Source organism: Moraxella atlantae NBRC 14588, from assembly GCF_001591265.1.
Lineage (GTDB): Bacteria > Pseudomonadota > Gammaproteobacteria > Pseudomonadales > Moraxellaceae > Faucicola > Faucicola atlantae.
Genome location: NZ_BCUL01000005.1, coordinates 86,027 through 107,728 on the forward strand (window position 1 = coordinate 86,027; position 21,702 = coordinate 107,728).

Sequence of the window (21,702 nt, forward strand, 5' to 3'; positions counted from 1 at the left end):
TTTAGCTAAATTTTTGCCATTGAGTACCCATGCCACTGACCCAAAAACCAGCCGATTTATCTGTGCCCAAATTGGTGCTATTTAACAAGCCATTTGGGGTATTAAGCCAATTTCGTGCGGATGGCAACAATAACTTTGCCACGCTTGCCGATTATATCCACGACAAAAGCCTGCGTGTGGCAGGGCGTTTGGATGCGACCTCTGAGGGCTTGCTACTGCTGACCAATGATGGGCAACTCAACGAGCTACTGACCGCACCACCTGCCGTGCTACAAGCCAAAGGCATAACCAAACAACACGGCAAGACTTATTGGGTGCAGCTTGACGGCATGGCGACTGACGAGCAAATTGCAGCGTTGCAAGCAGGCGTACTGCTCAAAGACGGCATGACTTTGCCTGCGTACGTTGAACGCCTTGACGCTGCCAATATCGCTACCCAGCTGTGGCAAGCACCACCACAAATTGCTTATCGCCGTATCACCAGTTGGCTTGCAATCACGATTTTTGAAGGCAAAAATCGGCAAGTTCGTCGTATGACCGCGCATGTCGGGTTACCGTGCTTGCGCTTGGTGCGTGTGGCATCAAGTGGCTTTAGTGTTGAGGGCTTGGCGATAGGCGCGCAACGTGACGTAAAGTTAAGCAATGCGATGCTACAAAGCTTGGGATGGCAGGCATCGTTGGTTCCACTTCAATTATATAAACAGCTATCTAACGCACGCAAACCCCACACGGGTAGACCAAGTCACAATAGATCCAATAAAAACAAATCATACCAAACACACCACAACAAAAAGCCTCAGCGTTAGGCTGAGGCTTTTGATTATTCAATCATTAAACTATATGTGTTAAATGCACTGAATCCTACAATTAATTTTGTGGTGCGTTGATGGTGATTTCTACGCGGCGGTTTTGCATACGACCTGCTTCGGTTGAGTTATCAGCGATTGGTTGGCTGATACCGTAGCCGACGGCTTGAATACGGTTACTTGCCACACCGCGCTGCGCCAGGTATTGTGCTACCGCGTTTGCACGGTTTTGTGATAGCTGTTGGTTGAAACTTGGGTTACCTTCTGCTGAAGCGTGACCTTTTACGGTTACTGTGGTGCGGTTATACTCTGCCAAGGTGCCTGCCACTTTATCCAGTGTGTTATAAAACTGTGGCATGATGTTTGATTGTGCTTTATTAAAGGTAATTGCTTCTGGCATTACCATGTTGATGTTGTTGGTATTTGGATCGCGTGTTACCGTGATACCTGTACCTGCTGTTTGTTGGCGTAGCTTGGCTTCTTGCTGCTCCATGTAATAGCCAATACCTGAACCCAATACCGCACCAATCGCCGCATCACGACCTGTTTTGTCGCCCCCTGTCGCTTTTGAAATCGCAGCACCTGCTGCCGCACCCAACAAGCCACCAGTTGCCGTCTTATTCATCGATTGTTGCCCAGTGTTTGGGTCAGTGGCACATCCTGTGACCAAAATTGCTGATGCTAAACCTGCTGTCAAAAGTTGTTTACGCATTGTGTTCTCCAAAAATTGATTGTCAGGCGTGTGATACGCCAAATTATTGCATAATCGTTCGCTAGATTGAGTTAGCTAAAACAGTTGGATTTATTATGCCGTAAAATCATCAGTTCTATGTAATAAATTGTCAGATTGCTGTAAGACGTTGTTTAACTTTTTTACTATTTAAAAATCCATGAAATCTGGTTAAATCGCAAGACCTCAGCCGTTTTTAACCAAATTTTCATGCGTATTGTGTCAAATTTGCGCTATGATAGACTAAAAAAGCCGACCAGCAAATTCATTGTGCTTACCACATTTAACCTAGGATTTGATCTGACACAATATTGGGCAACCCCATGACACCACGCAATCACACCTTCAATCACACCTTAAAGAAAACCCCAACCAATCCACACCCCAATCCGATTTATCGCCGACTTGCCAAATTACGCGATCAATCGTCTGTGCTTGGGCAAGCGGCAACCTTTGGCGCGACGACAGGCACGATTTTAGGCAATTCTTTGCTATTTGGTGCACCGTTGTTGGCAGCAGGTGCGCTTAAAACCTTGACAGGCAATCCACGCGCTGACAAAACCGTGCTAAATATCGCCGAACATTGGATTACCACCAACAATTATTTGATTAACCACTTGTTACCCAATATTGATTTACGCGTCAATCTGCCTGCCAATTTGTCACCAACGGGGCGTTATATTTTGCTGTGCAACCACCAATCATGGGTCGATACTTCGGTGATTCAGTACATCGGGCAAGACCGCCTACCGCTGACGCGCTTTTTTGCCAAGCATGAATTGCTGTATATTCCGATTGTTGGGCAGGCGTTTTATTTTTTGGATTTTCCGATGATGAAACGCTATTCTAAAGAAGAAATTGCCAAAAACCCCACTCTCAAAAACCGCGATATTGAAGAAGCGCGCCGTGCCTGCCAACAGCTTGCCAACAAGCCGTTTACTTTACTCAATTTCGTTGAAGGGACGCGCTTTACCCAACAAAAACGTGACGCGCAGCAGTCGCCATATGCACATTTGCTCAAACCCAAAGCAGGTGGCTTAGCGTTGGCATTGGCGGCACTCGGTGAGCAGTTAGACGGGATTTTGGATGTTACCATCGTCTATCCCGATGGTGTACCGCTGTACCGTGACTTGTGGCAGGGCAACATTCGCCAACTGGGTGTGGATATGCGGTTTGTTGATTTGCCGCGTGAGTTGCTGAACAATCTGATTGCAGGCAAGTTCAATGATGACGTGGCAACCAAACAGGCAATGTTTGACTGGTTGGATAACATTTGGCAACAAAAAGATGTACGTATTGAGCAAATGCTAGCGGATTTTGCCCAATAGTTTTTGGGCAACAGGCACAGCAGCAAATTTTTGCTCACGCCAAACGCTATACTGTGTTGTTGTTTGGCACAAACCTTGCTAACATAAACCTTTGTTTATTGATTTAAGCAATTTGTCGATCTACACAGCGAGCCAAACGCTACCCATCTAACCAAACACAACCCAGTCAAACACGAACCTATCAAATACAACCAAGAACGACCATGTCAGCTAACCTAACTACCTCAGAACCCACCACAAATTCACCCACTAGCGTACGCCTGACAGGGCGCATGTTAAATTTTATGCGCTTGTCTATCAGCGGTGAGGATGTGCCTGCAATTTTGGCACAAGTTGCCGACAAATTTACTCGCTTACCCAAAGACGGTATGCCCGTGGTGTTGGCATGTCAAGAGGTGTTGGATTTAGCCGCACTACAACAAGGCTTGTGGGAGCTAGGCTTGCAACCGATTGGCATGATCACAGGTGTATTAGATGAACAAGCGCGTGCACTAAATTTGGCAATTTTTCCTGCCGATGGCAAGCGCATTGACGGGCGAGCGGTGACCAAAACCGCTGTCCCTACTGCGTCCGAGCAACCTATTCAGGCTACTGCACCTACCACCTCTGCCAGTGCGCCGAGCCAATCCACCAGCCTGCCCGATGCTGATGACGCAGAACCCGTTTTGTCACCACAAGCAGCGTTCAAACCACGGCTACATCGGCAAATTTTGCGCTCAGGGCAAAGCTTGTCGCATTTAGGCGGAGATTTAATTTTGACCGAAAGCGTCAATGCAGGTGCAGAGGCGATTACCGATTGTAATTTGCATGTGTACGGCAAGGGCGAAGGACGCTTGGTGGCAGGCGCAACGGGTGACATGAACGCCAAGATTTTTTGCTTGCGCTTTAATCCGTCGTTGGTATCAGTGGCAGGTACGTATTGCCTAAAAGAAAATATCCCTGCCGAATACCTCAACCAAGCGGTGATCGTTAGCTATCAAGAGCCTGTTGGCTTGGTGTTTAACTTGATGAACCCTTGATGCCATTTTTGGCACAATCTTTTTGATTGATAGACTTATTTTTGTCATAAAATTTGTGCTAAACTAATCTAATTTAACCGTTTTTTGGCAAAAACTGGATGAATCTTTATCCAGCTAGCCATCAAACGCTGAGTACAAGCAACTGTAATAAATCGTTAGGAGTGTGCCAAGTGGCAAAAATTGTTGTGGTAACGTCTGGTAAAGGGGGTGTGGGCAAAACCACAACCAGCGCGTCTTTTGCCACGGGATTGGCGTTACGCGGTTACAAAACCGTGGTAATTGACTTTGACGTGGGCTTGCGTAACCTTGATTTGATCATGGGCTGTGAAAACCGTATTGTGTATGACTTTGTCGATGTCATCTCGGGCAACGCGCGTCTGTCGCAAGCCTTGGTTAAGGACAAAGCCCTACCCAATTTGTTTATTTTGCCTGCCAGCCAAACGCGTGACAAAGACGCGCTGACTGACGAAGGTGTGGCAGAAGTCATGGAAGAGCTGACCAAGCAATTTGATTTTATCATTTGTGACTCGCCTGCAGGTATTGAGCGCGGCGCGCAGCTTGCCATGTATCATGCCGATGAGGCCCTGATCGTCACCAACCCTGAGATCTCTTCGGTGCGTGACTCTGACCGCATCATCGGTATTTTGCAAAGCCGTACCAAAAAAGTCGAGCAAGGCAGCTCGGTGCGTGAGCATCTAGTCATCAACCGCTACAACGCCGAACGCGCCGAACGTGGTGAGATGATGGATATCAACAGCATTTCTAATGACATCCTAAAAGTGCCATTGATCGCGGTGATCCCTGAGAGCAACAGCGTGCTTGAAGCATCTAACCAAGGCGAGCCTGTGATTTTGGACAAAAATTCTGTCGCTGGGCAATGCTATGATGACATGGTGGCGCGGTTTTTGGGCGAAGAGCGTCCCTATCGCCACATCGATGTCAAGAAAAAAAGCTTCCTACAACGTTGGTTTGGAGGCTAAACGATGAAAAAAGGATTTTGGAGTAGCCTATTTGGCGGTGAGCAAAAATCAAGCAGCGCTAACATGGCAGCAGAGCGGCTTAAAGTCATCGTTGCCAGTGAAAACCGCTTACACAATCGCCTCACGCCAGAACGCATTGAAAAAATGAAACGTGAGATTTTGGCCGTGGTCAATACTTACGTAACAGGCGTACAGGTGGATGATGTCAATATCAACCACCACACCGAAGCCAATATGGAAGTGCTTGAGATGAACATCAACCTACCTGAGCGGCGTTGATAGCTGGTTTGGATGATGATCTAACAAGCCCCTTTTTTAAAAGGGCTTGTTTATTTTGCCATTGACTTCCTCCCCTCCCTAAAGTGAGGGGATTCCTTCTGCAAGACGGTGAAGCCCCACCGCAAACCTAAGACAATGGCAACCGCCCGTACGACACACCGTACATCTTAGGTTCTCATTTTAAGCTAATCCTACCGTTAGGATTGTCATAGACACGAATTAGCTTAAGTGTGTGTTTGGAAACGTCTTACCAGTTAAGTTACTGCGTACTCGCAATTTAGTCTTAACTTAACTGTGGAATGTAAGACATTGAATATAGTGAGATGAGTATAGCAAAACTCATCGCATTTAACAATTGCCTTATATCCACCGCCTGAAGTCGGTGGTTTTACGGCAACGAATGATAAAAAAGCCTTTCACAATGGAAAGGCTTTTTTTTATGTAATAAGCGACAAGCTTATTTTTTACCGCGATTAGCAAACGCGCCAAAGCGCTTGTTGAAGCTTGCAACACGACCTTCGTTTTGGGTTTTGCGTTGTTCGCCTGTGTAGAATGGATGTGACGCGCTAGATACGTCAAGTGCAACGTAAGGATACTCTTTACCTTCGTATTCACGAGTTGCTTTTGGCTTGATGGTTGAGCGGGTCAAAAAGTACACATCGGCGTTGGTGTCATGAAACAAAACGTCGTGGTAATCTGGATGGATGTCAGCACGCATGGCGGTTTCCTTGGTTTGCTCTGCCGATTGGACTGCATGGCAAACGTCAGCCCAATGCCAAACGCGCCACGATTAAAGCCAACACAGAGGATAGATAAAATAAAGCCGCTATTATAAAGCTTATCAAACGCTAACACAAGAAGTTAGCGCGTGACTGGTGGTTTATTTGCTGAAGGATTGTTTGTGCAAACCCTTGAGTTATTTATGTAAATCCTGCAACGGCTGCGCCATTTTGGCAAAATCACGCGGTTTTACGCCTTCATAGTAGTCTAAAATTTTGGGCATATCCGCGTCAATATCGCCCGTAGGGTAAAACAGCGGCATAAAGCGCACCTGCTTGGTGGGGTAATCCATCGCGACGGGTAACATCGGCACGCCTGCGCCCATGGCGATATGATAAAATCCCGTGCGTAAGCGTTCAACGTAGCTGCGTGTGCCTTCGGGTGCTAATGCCAACCAAAACTGCTCGCGTTGGTTGAATTGATCGATGGTGGCTTGCAAGGTTGAGCCCTTTTTTTCACGGTCAATTGCGACCACACCCGACCAGCGTAAAAATTTGCCAAGCACAGGCACGGCAAATAATTGTTTTTTGCCCATTATACTAATGTCAATATCCAACGCCAACAAGGTGGCAATGGCGTAAATACCGTCGATGTTGGAGGTGTGCGGTACGGCAAGCAAAACGCATTTTTTGATATTCGGGATTTCACCAACTATTTGCCAACCGACGGCATCCAAAAACTTTTTTGCCGCCCGTGATGATACGGGATTGTTGCGCCGTGGCACGTTGTCGCCGTAGTGGTACAGGTCAATCGGGGTTAAGTGGTTGTAATTGGGCATGACGCGTCCTTGTGTCGGTTTGAGTAATACCTGATTAGATGGTGACTTGTCAGATAATGACTGATTAGATAATGGTTTGGCTTGCCATGTTGTGTCTGGCATTATTGTAAGGATAAAATCCAACCAATCGCTAACTATTGTGCACTATTTTTGTAATTGATCTGTCCGCCAAAGCGCGCACCCATCACACCCCATGCGGCGCAATTTGACTATTAGCGATCTGCTACCTTTGGGCTAACTTGACAGCTGGGCCAAATCACCTTTTTGCTCCAACCACAGTTTGCGATCGCCAGCGCGTTTTTTTGCCAATAACATATCCATCACGCTGCTGGTAAAGTCAGGATCATCTAACGATAGCTGCACCAATCGCCGTGTGTCGGGGTGCATGGTGGTTTCGCGCAGCTGCTCGCTGGTCATCTCGCCCAAGCCTTTAAAACGTGTGATTTGGGCTTTTTTGTTGGCAGGAACGCGGCGCAAAATCTGGTTGAGCTCATCATCATCCAAGGCATATTGCACCTCTTTGCCGATATCAACGCGATACAGCGGCGGCATGGCGACAAACAAATGCCCCGCCTCAACCAATGCACGAAAATGTTTGACAAACAACGCGCACAACAAGGTCGCGATATGCAGGCCATCAGAGTCGGCATCGGCTAAGATACAAATCTTGTCATAGCGCAGTTCGCTTAGGTCATCGCTGTCGGGATCAACACCGATGGCAATGGCAATGTCGTGAATTTCTTGACTACCCAGCACAACATCGGGCGATACTTCCCACGTGTTTAAGATCTTACCACGCAGTGGCATGATGGCTTGAAAATGGCGATCACGCGCCTGCTTTGCCGAACCGCCTGCCGAATCGCCTTCTACCAAAAATAGCTCTGCACCATCGCGCAAATCTCCGCGACAATCCGCCAATTTTCCTGGTAGTGCTGGGCCTTGGGTGATTTTTTTGCGCTCAACTTTTTTGGCAGATTTTAGCCGCTTGCCTGCCTTGGCAATCGCCAATTCGGCAATTTGGCGTGCGGTATCGGGGTTTTGATTCAGCCATAGGCTAAAGCCATCTTTAATCAAGGTTTGCACCGTAGCGGCTGCCTCACGGCTGGATAGGCGCTCTTTGGTCTGCCCCGAAAATTGCGGTTCAACCCATTTTAGCGACAAAATAAAACACACGCCGTCCCAAACGTCATCCGCGCTAAGCTTAACTTGACGCGGCAACAGGTTATGCAGCTCGCAAAATTCACGCAACGCCTCAAGCAGCCCTGTACGCAGCCCATTGACGTGGGTACCGCCTTGTGCAGTGGGGATAAGATTAACGTAGCTTTCTTGCACGGGTGTGCCGCCTTCGATCAACCAACACAGCGCGACATCAAGGCTTGCACGTTCATCGGCTTTGGCTTGATAACCGAACACATACGGCGGTGTAGGCGTGGTTTCAGTGTCGGCTAACTGTTCGCTCAAGTATTGCGCCAAGCCATCACTAAACTGCCATGTTTCGTTGTCGCCGTCAATTTGATTGATAAATTGCACGGACAAACCTGCTGCCAACACGGCTTTGGCTTTTAGGTTTTGTTTGAGTGCTTTGGTATTGAATTTGGCGCTGTCAAAATAACGCGCATCGACCCAAAACTGCACACGGGTGCCACGTTTGCGCTTATTTTGGCTCGGTGTGACTGCCAGCGGCGCGACAGGTTCGCCATTGGCAAACTGCATGCTATATGTCTGTCCATCACGCCATACAGTGACCTCAACCTTTGTTGACAAAGCATTAACCACGGAGATCCCCACACCGTGCAAACCGCCCGATACTTGGTAGTTATCGGTGCTAAACTTGCCACCTGCGTGCAGCCGCGTCAAAATCAGCTCAATACCCGACTGGTTAAATTCAGGATGAATATCGGTCGGCATACCGCGCCCGTCATCCTCGACCGACAACGAACCATCAGTATGCAGCGTCACCATGATGTTTTTGGCGTGTCCTGCCAGTGCCTCATCAACGGCGTTGTCGATAACTTCTTGCGCCAAGTGATTTGGGCGTGTGGTATCAGTGTACATACCAGGGCGACGACGGACAGGGTCTAAGCCCTCAAGCACTTCAAGCGATTGACTGGTGTATTGCGTCACAGTATTCCTTGCTTATCCAAAGCCAATTTAAAAATATAAAAATAAATAAATTTATGTATTCTTCACTCATTTTACGCTAGAGGCAAGTACAGGTAAGCCAAACAAAAACTGTATCACCTGCGCGCATTTACTGGCAAAATCGCTCATACGATGGTCGCCGCCCGCCTCGATGATGATATGACTTTGTCCGTTTTGCTCAGGCAAATTTTGACTAAAATATTCCACCGCCTCACGATAATCCAAGAGCTCATCTCCTGTTTTGACAAGCAATAAAATCTTGTCGGGATAAGTGGCACGTTCGGGGCGGTGCTCAATCAGCCATTGCACCTGCGCTTTGGTAATCGCCCAACCATCAGGCGTGGTGTGACCAACATAATCAGCAGGTAGGCTGGCAAAATTGTCGGGAAAAAAACGCTTGAGACTCTCGCCAACATTGGTGCTTGGGTTAATCAGCACAGCGCGTTTACCTGTCAAATTACTGACGATAGTGGCATAAAAACCGCCCAATGAGCTGCCCACCAAACCCGTATCGGGGTCATCGGCGATGATGGCTTGTAAGCGTTTGATTGCCTCGGTAGGCGCGACATTCAGATCAGGGCACACGACATTTATGTGTGGGAAGTATTCGGCGCAAAATTGTTTTAGTTGCGTGCCTTTGGCGGCATTGGCATTGCTGTCAAGTCCGTGAATATATACCAGTTGCATGATAAACTTTCCAAGTTTTTTTTAAAATTTTTGCGGATTGATAACAGCTTATGTTAGCACCGCCGCAGCAAAATAGCCATGCTTGCCGATATTTGTTGGCATACTATGCGTCATTTCATGTCGCACGGTCAATATACTTTGAAAATTGGCACAAAAACTGGGCGAAAATTTACACTTTTTTGCACGGTTTTACACATTTTTTTGTGAATTTGTTTAAAATTTGGCTAGTAATTTTTGCCTTATGTCATCATTTGATAAGTTTGGCGTATCACTTGCTTTTGTCCAGTATTTGTTCAACTTTTGCCCAAAAACTTTCGCCATTAAGAGGCAATGATTATGCAGTCGCGCGCGCTCAATTATTTGTGGAAATTTGCCTTAACAGGCATTGCGCTGCTGATTTTTGTCATGGCAATTCGGGCTTTGATCGATTTGACGCGCACCATTAGCTGGGCAGATATTGTCACCGCGATGAGCCAAATTCCCAACACGCATTTGGTGTTGGCGTTTTTGGTGGTAGCGTTTGGCTATATTGTGCTGACGCTGTACGATACTATCGCGCTGATGCAGTTGGGGCGCGACAAGCTAATTCGCTATCCCAAGGCGGCGCTGATCTCGTTCACCGCGTATGCCATTAGCCACACCATTGGGATGAATCTGCTGACAGCAGGCGGTATTCGCTATCGGCATTACAATCGCTATGGCTTGAGCAACAATGAGATTGCCAATATTGTGTGGTTGGTATCAATGGCGTTTACGTTTGGGGTCAGTACGCTGATTGGTATTTCGCTGATGACTCACCCTGAGATTACCCTGCGGTTGTTGGGTGCGCTGGATCAGTCATTGGGTATTTTTGATAATGCGCTGTATATTCGCGGCATGGGTGCGGTGCTGTTAGCGGCAATTGTGGGTGCGATTGTGTATGCAGGGCGCACGGGCAAGCAGGCACGTATCGGTAGTTGGCGGTTTGTTTTGCCGCCTGCCAAAGTGATTTTACAGCAGATTTTTTTGGCGTTTTTGGATTTAAGCACGGTTGCGTTGGTGCTGTATTTGTTATTACCGACAGATTTTACCGTCAGTTACTGGGTAACGTTTTCGGCGCTGATTCAGTCGCTGGCGTTGGGTATCTTAAGCCATGTACCTGGTGGTTTAGGCGTGTTTGAAGTCACTATGATCAGCGCGTTGCCGCAGGTTGATAAAACCCAAATGTTGGCGGTATTGTTGGTGTTTCGGCTGCTGTATTATATTGTACCGTTTTTGGTGGCGTTGGGCTTATTGCTCGGCTATGAGGGGTATTTGCTAACACAAAACAAACACTCGACTGGTACACAGGCGCAGTCACGGCATAAGACTTGACAAAAATTGATTTTTTCTTAAGTTTGTTATTGCCAACTTGCCTAAATGTTACGTTTTTTACCTTTTATAACGTTTCTGCTGATATATGACACACATAAAGCCGACCCAATTGTGCTAAATTACCTTCAACCAATTGCCGCTCGGCAATCTGTCTGACTCAGTAATGGGCTTGTGACTCACATTAAATTTAGTAAGTCAGTCATTAGCCTGATCGCTTAAGCAATTAGATTACAATGACATCGCTGGTTAAGACAACAGCCATCATTTATTTTAGGAGAATTTTATGAAACGCATTTCATTCGCGCTAACCGCGTTGGTGGTAAGCCTTGGTCTAGCAGCACCTGCGCAAGCGGCTACTGCTAAGCGCACCTCTACAGCCAAAAAATGTACTTGCACCCCTGTCAAAAAAGCTACTAATAAAAAAGCAGTGCGTCATACTGCTAAAAAACCTGTGGCTAAAAAAACCACACGCCGCGCTGCACCACGCACTGTTCAGCCGATGACAAGCGAAATTAATCCAAATATCCCAGCAGATATCAAGATTAATGAAAACACAAGCCGTGACCAACGCCCATATGCCACCACCCCTGCGCTAACGCCACAACCTAAAGTAACTGTGGTACCGCCTGCTGTTGTGCCTGTGCGTCAAGTCGTGCAACGTGCACCTGCTAGCCAAGTCACTACCGACCGTGTGGTAGCACCAAACACTATCCAACGCACTACCACAACCACAGTTCCTGTTGATGTACAAACTGTGCCTGTTGTTGTAAATCCATAATAATTTGTGTATCAGGACAATACTGCTAGATTGGTAGCTTATCTAAAAGTCAAAATTTAATAGCCAGACATTTTAAAAAGTTACCAATTGGTATCTAGTTGGTATAAACCTTAAAGAAGTACCAAAAAGGCATTGCTAATAATGCCTTTTTTTATTATCTTATGCCAATCAGTCCAAGCAATTTGATGGCATGGGTTTAATGGCTACCTGTTGCTTGTTAAAGATATAATTTACTGATTTTTATTATTTTTAAGGAATCAACATGAAAGCACTTTCAACAGCAGCCATCATCGCATTGGCGGTTGCAGGTTTGGGTATGAATGCACAAGCAGCCACCACTGCCAACAAAAAGGCTACCCCTAAAGCCAAAACCACCCAGCAACGCACCACCACCAAGGCATCAGCCAAAACAACCACCAAAAAGACCGCTAAGTCTAGCACCAACAGCGGTTATATGGCAAATGAAGTCAATATTGACATTCCTGCTGAGCTAAAGGTTAATGAAGATCGCAGCGTGTCACGCTAAGCGTGTGCTTTGATTTTTCAAATGATCGATAAAAAGGGCAATCACGTCGCCCTTTTTTGTTGTTTGCTGTTTGCGTTTGCAATCAGTGACTGCTGATGATGCGGCTACGATAAGCATATTTGGGATCGGCTGCTGCGGTGAATAGCACATCGGTTGAAGAGTTGAGCGCGGTTTCTACCGAATCTTGTACCACTCCGATGATAAACCCGATACCAACCACTTGCATGGCGATGGTATCAGGAATATTAAAGAAGCTGCACGCCAGCGGAATCAACAACAATGAACCGCCTGCCACACCCGATGCGCCTGCCGCGCTCAATGTTGCTAAAATCGACAACAACAATGCGGACACAAAATCCACATGCACACCCATCGTATGCGCCGCTGCCAATGTCATCACATTGATGGTAATCGCCGCGCCTGCCATGTTGATGGTCGCACCCAAAGGAATGGTGACAGAATACGTGTCTTTGTGCAGCCCCAAACGCTCTGCCAATGCCATATTAACAGGGATATTAGCCGCAGAACTGCGTGTAAAAAATGCGGTGATCGCGCTTTCTTTGATACACGTAAAAACCAATGGATAGGGATTTTGCCGCGTTTTAGCAAAGACAATCAGCGGATTGACCACCAAGGCAATAAACAACATACTGCCTACCAACACCGTAAGTAATCGTCCATAGCTAAACAGCGCGCCCAGACCCGTTTCAGCGATGGTTTGGGTCACAAGGCCCAATACCCCAAACGGTGCAAACCAAATCACCCAGCGCACCACCTCAGACACCGCTTGTGCCACATCGCTGATGATAGTTTTGGTAGCGGTATTGGCGCGACGCAACGCCAAGCCAATCAAAACCGCCCACACCAACACCCCGATATAGTTTGCCGAGGCGATCGAGCTGATCGGGTTGGTCACCGCATTGCCAAGCAGTGTGGTCAAAACCTCTGCTAAATTTGCTGGTGGCGCCTGTTCAATGTTGGCTTCTGCCAAGGTCAATGTGGTGGGGAATAGTCGGCTTGCGATCACGGCAGTGAGTGCTGCCAAAAATGTACCTGCAATGTACAGCACCAACGTGCTACGCACATTGACCTGTGTGCCTGATTGGTGTTGGCAAATTGCATCAATCACCAACACAAACACCAGCAGCGGCGCGATCGCCTTGAGCGCGCCGACAAACAACGTGCCAAACATGCTGATAAATTTTGCTGCGCTCATCGGCAAAATTCCCAACATCGTTGGGTTGGCAAGGCTGCCGATGATGACGCCAAGCACCAACCCAATCACAATCAGCGGTACCAAACCGATGCGTTGATACGCCTGCACAAATCCTCTCATAACACCCTAAATCCTTGTTTTCACCTAAAGTTTTAATCAGCCGTTTACCGACAAATACGACGCGTTTTGGCAAACCTTTGTTTGGCACTATTATGCCGTCAATTTATGCGACAAATTAGCATATTTCATCAGAAAATAGCTACTAAATTTCGACAAATTTTTACGCATGAACAAGAAAACTGTTGGGAATATTGGGCTGGGTTTTAAACTTCTGGGCAATAAAAAACGCGTGTTTGCCTTGTGGCCAACACGCGTTTTATAACACATTTGATAACAAAGGCGGCTAACTGGGTTAATTAGCCTGTGCAAGCTTAACTTGGCGGTTGAGATAATGCATCAACAACGGCACAGGTCGTCCAGTACTGGCGGCTTCTTTACCTGTTTGCCAGGCTGTGCCTGCAACATCAAGGTGCGCCCATGGTACATTTTCGACAAATCGTGCCAAGAAGCACGCCGCTGTTACCGAACCTGCAGGTGCGCCACCGATGTTTTGCACATCAGCAAATTTAGATTTGAGCTGTTCTTGATAATCGTCATCCAGTGGCATGTGCCAAACGCGGTCGTGTGCCTCTTGGCTGGCTTGCTCAAGGTCAAAAATCACATCCTCATCGTTGCTGTATAAGCCGCTGCGGATATGCCCCAGCGCGACGATACACGCACCCGTCAAAGTCGCCACATCGATGATGACGCGCGGCTGATAACGCTGCACGTAAAGCAGGCTGTCACACAACACCAAACGCCCCTCGGCATCTGTATTCAAAATCTCGACACTGGTACCATCCATGGCACGCACAATATCGCCAGGGCGTGTGGCTTGCCCTGATGGCATGTTTTCGGCGCACGCCAACGCGCCGACGACGTTGATGGGCAAACGTGCTTGGCACAGTGCTGCCATCGTACCCAGCACGCTGCCAGCACCGCTCATGTCAAATTTCATCTCACCCATGCCAAGCCCAGGTTTGATCGAGATACCGCCGCTATCAAAGGTGATGCCTTTGCCAACCAAAGCAAACGGTGCTTGATCAAAGACATCTGACGGTGCTTTGACCGCCGCTTCATCGGGCGCGCCGCGATATTCAAGCAGCACCAACTGCCCTTCTTGGGTTGAGCCATTGCTGACTGCCAAAAAGCAATTCATGCCCAACTCTGCCATTTCGCGCTCACCAATAACCTTGACTTGCAACACATCGGAATATTGTTTGGCAAGGGCTTGTGCCTGTTGGACAAAGTAGGCAGGGTTACAGTCATTTGGCGGCATATTGCCCAAGTCACGCGCTAAGCTTTGTCCATGGTGCAAAGCTACATTAAAGTCAAGCACGTTTTGGTAGGTGGCGATGGTGTCAGTTTTGAGCAGTAGTTCAATGTGCGTTAGGCGCGGTGCGTCAGCTGTGCTGCCTTTTTCGTTGGTGTGTTCGGCTGTAGATTTTGCTTGGCTCAAGTAATCGGTAAACTGATACGCCGCATTCGCCAATGCCAGAGCAAACTGGCCAAACACGACGCTATCTAGCCCATCACCCAACCAAACGCGCGCATGGGTGGTGTATTTGCTCAGGCTGCTATACACGGTTTTAGCAAGTTTTTGCACGGCATTACCGCCCAATTTGTCGCGCTTACCGATACCCACCAATACCAACGGTGCAGGCTCAAAACTGGCAATCGTGCTTGCCAGTTTGCCGTCAAACGCGGTGTTGTTCAGCAAGGTTTGCACACGATTAGCCAGTGTATCTGGTAAGTCAGCCAGTGGTTGTTGGTGCTCATCGATCAGCACAACATTGGCGGCAAAGGCAGTGTGGTCGCTATTGTCTATTGCGTCAAAGCTTTGTACGTTAAGGTTTTGTACGCTAAGGTTGAGTGGTGTAAATGCCATTGTTTTGACCTTATATGATGATGTGGTTACAAAAATAGGTATGGTTACAATACAAGTTTAGCATCAATGTGGGGGCACTTGGGCATTTAACCAACCACAATCTGGGTAACAAATCTGGGTAACCATTGCCAAATGGTGCGCTTGACACATTTTTGCACAATATTTGTGCCTATCCGTGCGCTTAACCAGCGTCGCTATTCGTTTAAGCAGGCTAAAACATGCTATGATACGGCTTTGTCATCACGTGCATTAGAACTACTAGCCCAACTCTAGCAGCGGTTGCGTGTTGATGTGAATGCTTATGAGTGCTTGTTAAGCAAATAACGACCATTTTTATGAATGCAATAATCAACGCAATAATCAAGGTGCGCTGAGTGATTTTACGACGCTATATCACCCAGCAAGTTGCCACCAATACGCTGGTGGTGCTCGGCTTTTTGCTGGTGCTCATGCTCAGCGGACGGTTGATTCGCTATTTTGGTATGGCAGCGCAAGGACGGCTGGATATTGGGCTATTGTTTACCATCATTGGCTACAATTTGCCGACGTTTGTTGAGCTGATTTTACCGTTGGCGTTTTTTGTTGCCTTGATGCTGGTACTTGGGCGGATGTACATTGACCAAGAGATGAGCGTGCTGTTTGCTAGCGGAATAGACCGTGGGCGCGTGTTGGCGTTGCTGCTACCATTGGTGAGCGCGTTATTTGCCCTTGAGGCAGGGGTGAGCATTTGGGCAAAGCCGTGGGGGGTACGTCACAGCGAGCAGGTGTGGCACAAGCAGTCGCTGGCAAGTGCGCTGGATCTGATTCGTCCGCAAACCTTTATCAGTAGTGGCGATTATCATTTGTATGTGGAAGCATTTGATCGCGACAAGCGCGAGCTGCGTGGCTTATATGTGCTCAACACACGCGATGATGGGCGCACCGATGTCATCACCGCGGAACGTGCGCTGCAAGTGCCAACACGTGAAGATGACCCGATGACGCTGCTTGATTTGTACGCAGGCAAACGTTATATGTTGTCTGCCGATAGCGCACGCTACAATCAAGCCAGTTTTGCGCGCTATCGTATCAGCTTACAAAAACCCAATATCGACAAAGTCACGCCGCAAAATGTCGAATCCCAAACCATTGGCAAACTGTGGCGCGCACGCACTGAGTCTGCCGCGCAAGCTGAATTGGGCTACCGCGTTAGCCTGCCATGGCTGATGCTGATTGCTGCCTTACTTGCCATGCCATTGGCACAGGTCAATCCGCGTCAAGGGCGTTGGCTGCGCTTGCTACCTGCCGTGCTGATATTTGCCAGTTGCGCGATTGCCATTATTTCGCTAAAAACTGCCGTCAGCAAACAAAAGGTCTCGGTTTGGGCGTATGCTTGGCTGTTGGCGGCGTTGCTGCTTGCCACCTTGTATCTTAATGCACAGTCCACTCTGGCTACACGCCTGCGTGCACGCCGACGAGTACGGCGCAACCACCACCTAGACAATCAGGGGGGAGCATGATTATCGCACGTTATGTACAGCGTCATGCTTTGTTGGCGATGATGGCGGCGGTGGTTGGCTTGCTGCTGCTCAAATTGATGTTTGATTATTTGGCACAGTTGGATAAAATCAATGCCGACTACAGCTACCTCGACGCGCTGCGCTATATTGCGTATTCCGCCCCCGAGGCGTTACAAAACTATATGCCGTTTGGTGTGCTCATTGGCGCGGTGATTGGCTTGGGTCTATTGGCAAATCACAGCGAATTGACCGTCATGCAAGCAGCAGGGCTGAGCCGTCTGCGCATCGTCGGCTGGGTTATGCAGTCTGCGTTGATGTTTGTTTTGCTGTCGCTTGCGCTCAGCCAGTTTGTCTTGCCGACCACCAACAACCTTGCCCGCCAAGCACGCAACCACAAAATCGCCGATATTACCAGCGTCAATGGCTATTGGCAAAAATACGGCAACACGCTGTTGGCGATTGGTTATGCGAATGTCGATGGTGAGGTGCGCGATGTCCGCCAGTGGACACTTGGCAAACAAGGTGAAGTACGCCAAATGCTACATGCCGAGCGCGGTGTATATCAACCTGCTGCACCCACCTCCCAGTTATCATCGACCAACCAAACCGCGCAGCCGTGGCGGCTTTACGATGTCCAAACCCTCACCATTGCTGCCGATGGCACCAGTCAGCAGCGCAGCGTTGGTGAATTGCCTGCCAGTTTGCCAATTGTGCCAAGTTCAATTTATCTACTTACCCAAAGCCCCGATGACATGTCGCTGTCTGCGCTGTGGCAACACCGCACATTGATGCAACGCCAACAGCAGCGCTCGCTGCCGCACGAAGTCGCGTTTTGGCAAAAACTGCTATCACCGTTTGCCGTGCTGTCATTGGTGCTTGTTGCGTGTTCGTTCGTGTTTGGCTCGCTGCGCAACCAAAGTTTGGGCTATCGTATCGTTGTCGCACTGCTGTTTGGTTTGATGTTTAATTACTTACAGGACTTGGCAGGCTTTGTGAGTCTCAGTACGTCACTACCGCCACCGCTGATGGTCGCACTTCCGATTGTGTTAAGCGCTGCGTTGGGCTGGTATTTATTGCATAAAAAGATTTAACCCGACACCATGAAAAATAGCACGCCACCCCCCGCCCCTACCACTCACCCCATTGAGCAACACCCGTTTGGTGTGTTTGCCTTTTTTGATACCCAAGTTTTGATGATGGGCACTTTGCCACCCACACCCGACAAATGGGGCATGGCGTTTCATTATCCCAATTTTTATAATGACATGTGGCGCATCATGGGGCGGGTGTTTTTTGGCGACGGTGAGTATTTTCGCGCAGGGCAGGACAAGCGGTTTGACGCGGATAAAATTAAGGCGTTTTTAAAAACAGCAAAAATCGGTGAATGCCCAACCGTCAAAACGGCAATTCGCGAGCATGGCAACGCGTCAGACGCGCATTTGACTGTGGTCGAGCGTGTAGATTTACGCGCCGTACTGGCAGATCTGCCCAACGTACGCTGGCTACTGCTGACAGGCGGTAAAGCGTGTGAGGTATTGTTTGATGTCATCAACGCCGAACGCGCCGATCCCACTTCACCCGATTTTGACCCAACTGCCAAACCGCTTAAACTGCTTAAAACCAACCAACACATCACGCTTACGCTATTTGGGCGCAAGCTGGGCATTTGGCGACTGCCCTCATCATCACGCGCTTATCCGCTAAGCCTCGATAAAAAAGTCGCTGCGTATCGCACTGCGTTTTTACAAACAGGTCTGGGCACGCTGATTGCACCACATGCAGACGTTGCCAGCCATGATTCAGTCAAAGACAACACCACCTAGCACTTTAAAAACCCAACAAAAGTCTAGCTAGAAAACCAATATTGTAGAATTGCGCAAAATTAGTCACACAATCGCTATGGCAGCGTGCAGCAACGTGACTTATACTAACAACCTAACAAAATCAAACCTTTGGCGCGTATTTGGTGGCATTTAGCTTGGATAAAAATTGTGCTGACTTTTGGCACTGTCCTGCCGCTAACCCCAACGCGCAAACTGGATATGATAGAGCTATGGCAATTTTAATCCTGCCAAACCCTTTGCCTCGAGGTGGCGTTTTGATGCCGACTCAACGACCTAACACACGTGCCCTACTTTGCTTGGCGTTGTTTGGCGGTGTGGTGCTCGGCTGTGTGTTGTTGGTGGGCTGTGGACAAGCACCACAATCTGCCCAATCTGCCACCAATGTGATGGCAAATAGCGTCAATAACAACGCAGACACACTTGGTACAACGCTTGCCAGATCAGCACCGCCTGAAGTCGTCACATTGCAAAATCTAAGCGACATCGCCAACCTGCCTGTGATTGACAGCGCGCAGCCTGACACCCTAACGATGGTTACCAGTATATCCAATGCGGTGGCAATTCCTGTGCATGTCAGTGTCGGGGACACGCCCGATAGCCAAACCGTGACCGTCATTGCACCGATGGGGCACCGCGCCGAGACCATCGCCGCCACCAACGCCATGCTTGATGCGATGAGCCAAGGCATGCAAACCGACAATGCGGATGTGGCATTTGTCCAGTCGATGCTTGCTCACCAAAATGCCGCGCTACAACTGGCGCAAATCGAGCTCAAATATGGGCGCGACGAACAGCTGCGTAAGCTAGCAGAGGATTCATTGTTTACCCGTAGTAATGAAATCCGTTGGCTGCAAAACTGGCTGGCGCACAATGTCAACACAGGCAAACCCACCACCATGCCTGCCACACTTGCCAAAGAACCCAGCTACACCGAGAGCCTTAAGCAAATGTACCAACAAATGCTGACCGCCAGTGCCATCGATGACCCCGATGAGGCATTTCGGCAAGCCATGATTCCGCACCACAAAGGCGCGATGGCAATGGCCCAAATCGAGCTCAAATACGGCAAAGACGACAAAATTCGCCAGTTTGCCGACCGCACGATTGAAACCCAACAGGCTGAGATCAACACACTGCGTAATTGGACACCAATAGCCGACCAAACGGCGCGCGTATCCTCTGATATCGCCTCGACCAGTTTTGCCTCCAATGACGCACCGCTATGGACACAGACCCATGCAGGTTTTTAACCCATCTACACAATAACCAGTGCAAAAATAATAAGCGCAAGTTTTGGCCAAACTTGCGCTTATTTTTAGCTGTTAAAAATCTTTGGTGTTATCTTTGGCGTGAGTCGTCATCGACAGTATGAAACGTCACTACCTGCGCGCTAAATGCGCCGCCTAAGCTTTGGCGTTTGTATTGCCGCAAAGCGTTCAACTCATCAAGCAAAGTTAAAATTAAGCCAATTGCCTGTGGGCTGGCATCAAAATCACGGCGCAAACGTGCCGCACGACGCACACGCGAAAGCTGTACGCTGCCAAAGCTTAGCGCGTCTGTACCACTCACGGGAGTGATGGCATCAAACGGGGTGATCACCGCTTCATCAAGCAATGCCAAAACCCAGTCGCTGCCATACGGTGTTGCCGCGCCAAGCTGCTCAAGTGTCAAGCGTAAATCGTCATGCAGGTCTGTCAGATCATCTGAATATTCGTGTTGATTGGTCATGGTTATTTTGCCTTATCGGTGTATTCTTTGCGTTTTTTTTGATATCTAGCCGATCCGCATTAGCGTGTTGGCACAAAATCAGCAAATTGTGCCTTGAGCGTCTGCCATGCCACCTTTTGCGCATCAGTATCGGTGGGCGGCAGCACGATGTTGAGCGTCAAGAACAAGTCGCCTGCCGCTTTAGCAGGGATACCCTTACCTTTTAGGCGCAGGTTGCTGCCCGAGCGGCTATTTTTTGGTACATTGACGCTAACCTTGCCAGCAGGGGTATTGACAGTAATCGCGCTGCCCAACGCGGCTTCCCACGGTGCAATATCAACGGTCTGGAACACGTCTTTACCCTCAACGCGGATATTATCGGCATGGGCAAACTTGATTTTTAGGTACAAATCGCCTGCCTCACCGCCATATGCACTGGGTAGCCCTTGTTTGGCAAGGCGGATTTGCTGCCCTTCGGCAATGCCTTTGGGAATTTTGACTTCAATGGTTTTGCTTTGGTACTCACGCCCTTGCGCGGTTTGTACAGGCAAATTCAAGGTGATTTTTTGGGTGTCACCGTGATAGCTTGCGCTTAAATCCACCGATAACTCAGCGTGTTGGTCTTCGCCCTTGCTGTTGGTTGGTCCGCCAAAACCTGCGCCACCCATGCCACCACTGCCGCCAAAGCTTGAGAACAAGTCATCAAAGCGAAAGCCACCGCCTGCTTGCCCAAAGCCTGCCCTGCCTGCACGACCACCGCCCATACCGCCACCAAACTGGCGCAAAATCTCGTCGATGTCCTCAGCAGACATGTTCGGTGCTTGTCCGCCCATACCACCTCGCGCAAACCCACCTTGCCCAAAGCCTGCGCCTGCAAAGGGGTTTTCTAGCATCATGTCATATTGCTGCCGCTTTTCGGCATCTTTGAGTGTTTCATAGGCGTTATTGATTTCGCCCATTTTGGCATCAGCGTTGGGATCATCGCTGACATCGGGGTGGTATTGGCGCACCAGTTTGCGGTAGGCTTTTTTGATATCCGCTTCACTGGCTTTTTTGTCCACGCCCAAGATCTCGTAATAATTTTTTTCCGCCATCGTGTATCCTTGTATTTAATTTGCTTGCATAAAAATCGTTGAGGATTGAGCCGTAGGCACGTATTTTCGCCATCTAGCCCTATCAATCTAGACCAGATACGATATAATGGCAAGCTTGAGCATTTTCAAAAGTTTTGCGCAAAAATCGTCAGAATTTTGCATTATTTTT

The 21,702-nt window shown here is 48.5% G+C and carries 21 protein-coding genes; 12 read left to right on the top strand and 9 right to left on the bottom strand.

All coding sequences use genetic code 11. From position 1 onward, the window contains the following. The first annotated feature begins 29 nt into the window (after positions 1-29). Positions 30-806, top strand: a complete 777-nt coding sequence (locus MA2_RS04670; protein WP_079351954.1) for a pseudouridine synthase — start codon at positions 30-32, stop codon at positions 804-806. Between the two features lie 61 nt (positions 807-867). Here the strand turns inward: MA2_RS04670 and MA2_RS04675 are convergent, their stop codons facing one another. Further along, positions 868-1,518 (bottom strand): YiaD family glycine zipper/OmpA-like lipoprotein, encoded by a 651-nt coding sequence (locus MA2_RS04675; protein WP_067057250.1) that lies wholly within the window; start codon positions 1,516-1,518, stop codon positions 868-870. Between the two features lie 341 nt (positions 1,519-1,859). Here MA2_RS04675 and yihG point away from each other — a divergent pair, with 341 nt between their 5' ends. The 4 genes from yihG to minE all read left to right on the top strand — a co-directional run bounded on the left by yihG (position 1,860) and on the right by minE (position 5,142). Next, entirely contained in the window at positions 1,860-2,864 is a 1,005-nt protein-coding gene (gene yihG, locus MA2_RS04680; RefSeq protein ID WP_079351953.1) for a 1-acylglycerol-3-phosphate O-acyltransferase, YihG family, read from the top strand. A gap of 203 nt (positions 2,865-3,067) precedes the next feature. Continuing rightward, positions 3,068-3,883: a septum site-determining protein MinC gene (gene minC, locus MA2_RS04685; protein WP_079351952.1), complete on the top strand. Its 816-nt coding sequence runs from the start codon at positions 3,068-3,070 to the stop codon at positions 3,881-3,883. A gap of 170 nt (positions 3,884-4,053) precedes the next feature. Beyond that, complete coding sequence (minD, locus tag MA2_RS04690) at positions 4,054-4,863, top strand: septum site-determining protein MinD (RefSeq protein WP_067057413.1); 810 nt, start codon at positions 4,054-4,056, stop codon at positions 4,861-4,863. Between the two features lie 3 nt (positions 4,864-4,866). After that, positions 4,867-5,142, top strand: coding sequence for a cell division topological specificity factor MinE (minE, locus tag MA2_RS04695; RefSeq protein ID WP_067057256.1), 276 nt, complete (start codon positions 4,867-4,869; stop codon positions 5,140-5,142). 457 nt (positions 5,143-5,599) lie between these two features. On the opposite strand, the gene MA2_RS04700 is transcribed toward minE, so the two are convergent. The 4 genes from MA2_RS04700 to MA2_RS04715 all read right to left on the bottom strand — a co-directional run bounded on the left by MA2_RS04700 (position 5,600) and on the right by MA2_RS04715 (position 9,529). Continuing rightward, positions 5,600-5,860: a type B 50S ribosomal protein L31 gene (locus MA2_RS04700; RefSeq protein WP_067057259.1), complete on the bottom strand. Its 261-nt coding sequence runs from the start codon at positions 5,858-5,860 to the stop codon at positions 5,600-5,602. Positions 5,861-6,058: 198 nt separating this feature from the next. Next, a complete protein-coding gene (locus MA2_RS04705; protein WP_067057416.1) occupies positions 6,059-6,700 on the bottom strand; it encodes a lysophospholipid acyltransferase family protein in 642 nt (213 codons plus the stop codon). 234 nt (positions 6,701-6,934) lie between these two features. Then, positions 6,935-8,824 (bottom strand): DNA topoisomerase IV subunit B, encoded by a 1,890-nt coding sequence (gene parE / locus MA2_RS04710; RefSeq protein ID WP_067057262.1) that lies wholly within the window; start codon positions 8,822-8,824, stop codon positions 6,935-6,937. Positions 8,825-8,890: 66 nt separating this feature from the next. After that, the gene (locus MA2_RS04715) at positions 8,891-9,529 is read right to left on the bottom strand and encodes a YqiA/YcfP family alpha/beta fold hydrolase (RefSeq protein WP_067057265.1); all 639 of its coding nucleotides are present in this window, start codon (positions 9,527-9,529) and stop codon (positions 8,891-8,893) included. 336 nt (positions 9,530-9,865) lie between these two features. Between MA2_RS04715 and MA2_RS04720 the strand changes: the two genes are divergently transcribed. From MA2_RS04720 to MA2_RS04730, 3 genes are all read left to right on the top strand, one after another. Continuing rightward, the gene (locus MA2_RS04720; protein ID WP_067057419.1) at positions 9,866-10,882 is read left to right on the top strand and encodes a putative bifunctional lysylphosphatidylglycerol flippase/synthetase; all 1,017 of its coding nucleotides are present in this window, start codon (positions 9,866-9,868) and stop codon (positions 10,880-10,882) included. Positions 10,883-11,165: 283 nt separating this feature from the next. Continuing rightward, complete coding sequence (locus MA2_RS04725) at positions 11,166-11,660, top strand: hypothetical protein (protein WP_067057267.1); 495 nt, start codon at positions 11,166-11,168, stop codon at positions 11,658-11,660. A 262-nt stretch (positions 11,661-11,922) separates the two neighbouring features. Then, entirely contained in the window at positions 11,923-12,186 is a 264-nt protein-coding gene (locus MA2_RS04730) for a hypothetical protein (RefSeq protein ID WP_067057270.1), read from the top strand. Between the two features lie 82 nt (positions 12,187-12,268). Here MA2_RS04730 and sstT read toward each other — a convergent pair whose 3' ends face one another. After that, positions 12,269-13,522: a serine/threonine transporter SstT gene (gene sstT / locus MA2_RS04735; RefSeq protein WP_067057273.1), complete on the bottom strand. Its 1,254-nt coding sequence runs from the start codon at positions 13,520-13,522 to the stop codon at positions 12,269-12,271. Between the two features lie 292 nt (positions 13,523-13,814). Continuing rightward, positions 13,815-15,389 (bottom strand): leucyl aminopeptidase, encoded by a 1,575-nt coding sequence (locus tag MA2_RS04740; protein WP_079351951.1) that lies wholly within the window; start codon positions 15,387-15,389, stop codon positions 13,815-13,817. Between the two features lie 374 nt (positions 15,390-15,763). Between MA2_RS04740 and lptF the strand changes: the two genes are divergently transcribed. From lptF to MA2_RS04760, 4 genes are all read left to right on the top strand, one after another. Next, positions 15,764-16,888: an LPS export ABC transporter permease LptF gene (gene lptF, locus MA2_RS04745; RefSeq protein ID WP_067057276.1), complete on the top strand. Its 1,125-nt coding sequence runs from the start codon at positions 15,764-15,766 to the stop codon at positions 16,886-16,888. Beyond that, on the top strand, positions 16,885-17,979 hold the full coding sequence (gene lptG / locus MA2_RS04750; RefSeq protein WP_067057279.1) for an LPS export ABC transporter permease LptG: 1,095 nt from the start codon (positions 16,885-16,887) through the stop codon (positions 17,977-17,979). Before lptF ends, lptG begins: the two co-directional genes overlap by 4 nt. A 9-nt stretch (positions 17,980-17,988) precedes the next feature. Next, a complete protein-coding gene (locus tag MA2_RS04755) occupies positions 17,989-18,711 on the top strand; it encodes a DNA glycosylase (protein ID WP_067057283.1) in 723 nt (240 codons plus the stop codon). Between the two features lie 278 nt (positions 18,712-18,989). Then, entirely contained in the window at positions 18,990-19,982 is a 993-nt protein-coding gene (locus MA2_RS04760) for a DUF305 domain-containing protein (protein WP_067057286.1), read from the top strand. Positions 19,983-20,070: 88 nt separating this feature from the next. Here the strand turns inward: MA2_RS04760 and MA2_RS04765 are convergent, their stop codons facing one another. Together MA2_RS04765 and MA2_RS04770 are read right to left on the bottom strand one after the other, a co-directional pair. Further along, positions 20,071-20,460 (bottom strand): chaperone modulator CbpM, encoded by a 390-nt coding sequence (locus tag MA2_RS04765; RefSeq protein WP_067057289.1) that lies wholly within the window; start codon positions 20,458-20,460, stop codon positions 20,071-20,073. A gap of 59 nt (positions 20,461-20,519) precedes the next feature. Continuing rightward, positions 20,520-21,533: a DnaJ C-terminal domain-containing protein gene (locus MA2_RS04770; RefSeq protein ID WP_067057292.1), complete on the bottom strand. Its 1,014-nt coding sequence runs from the start codon at positions 21,531-21,533 to the stop codon at positions 20,520-20,522. Positions 21,534-21,702: the final 169 nt, after the last annotated feature.

What these genes read in the sequence shown, in the direction of transcription:
- MA2_RS04725 (WP_067057267.1), top strand. Translation starts at nt 11,166, where the DNA reads ATGAAACGCATTTCATTCGCGCTAACCGCGTTGGTGGTAAGCCTTGGT.
- MA2_RS04705 (WP_067057416.1), bottom strand. Translation starts at nt 6,700, where the DNA reads ATGCCCAATTACAACCACTTAACCCCGATTGACCTGTACCACTACGGC.
- MA2_RS04740 (WP_079351951.1), bottom strand. Translation starts at nt 15,389, where the DNA reads ATGGCATTTACACCACTCAACCTTAGCGTACAAAACCTTAACGTACAA.
- MA2_RS04715 (WP_067057265.1), bottom strand. Translation starts at nt 9,529, where the DNA reads ATGCAACTGGTATATATTCACGGACTTGACAGCAATGCCAATGCCGCC.
- MA2_RS04760 (WP_067057286.1), top strand. Translation starts at nt 18,990, where the DNA reads ATGCCGACTCAACGACCTAACACACGTGCCCTACTTTGCTTGGCGTTG.
- lptG (WP_067057279.1), top strand. Translation starts at nt 16,885, where the DNA reads ATGATTATCGCACGTTATGTACAGCGTCATGCTTTGTTGGCGATGATG.
- MA2_RS04730 (WP_067057270.1), top strand. Translation starts at nt 11,923, where the DNA reads ATGAAAGCACTTTCAACAGCAGCCATCATCGCATTGGCGGTTGCAGGT.
- yihG (WP_079351953.1), top strand. Translation starts at nt 1,860, where the DNA reads ATGACACCACGCAATCACACCTTCAATCACACCTTAAAGAAAACCCCA.
- MA2_RS04720 (WP_067057419.1), top strand. Translation starts at nt 9,866, where the DNA reads ATGCAGTCGCGCGCGCTCAATTATTTGTGGAAATTTGCCTTAACAGGC.
- MA2_RS04755 (WP_067057283.1), top strand. Translation starts at nt 17,989, where the DNA reads ATGAAAAATAGCACGCCACCCCCCGCCCCTACCACTCACCCCATTGAG.
- MA2_RS04675 (WP_067057250.1), bottom strand. Translation starts at nt 1,518, where the DNA reads ATGCGTAAACAACTTTTGACAGCAGGTTTAGCATCAGCAATTTTGGTC.
- MA2_RS04670 (WP_079351954.1), top strand. Translation starts at nt 30, where the DNA reads ATGCCACTGACCCAAAAACCAGCCGATTTATCTGTGCCCAAATTGGTG.
- minE (WP_067057256.1), top strand. Translation starts at nt 4,867, where the DNA reads ATGAAAAAAGGATTTTGGAGTAGCCTATTTGGCGGTGAGCAAAAATCA.
- sstT (WP_067057273.1), bottom strand. Translation starts at nt 13,522, where the DNA reads ATGAGAGGATTTGTGCAGGCGTATCAACGCATCGGTTTGGTACCGCTG.
- MA2_RS04770 (WP_067057292.1), bottom strand. Translation starts at nt 21,533, where the DNA reads ATGGCGGAAAAAAATTATTACGAGATCTTGGGCGTGGACAAAAAAGCC.
- MA2_RS04700 (WP_067057259.1), bottom strand. Translation starts at nt 5,860, where the DNA reads ATGCGTGCTGACATCCATCCAGATTACCACGACGTTTTGTTTCATGAC.
- MA2_RS04765 (WP_067057289.1), bottom strand. Translation starts at nt 20,460, where the DNA reads ATGACCAATCAACACGAATATTCAGATGATCTGACAGACCTGCATGAC.
- minC (WP_079351952.1), top strand. Translation starts at nt 3,068, where the DNA reads ATGTCAGCTAACCTAACTACCTCAGAACCCACCACAAATTCACCCACT.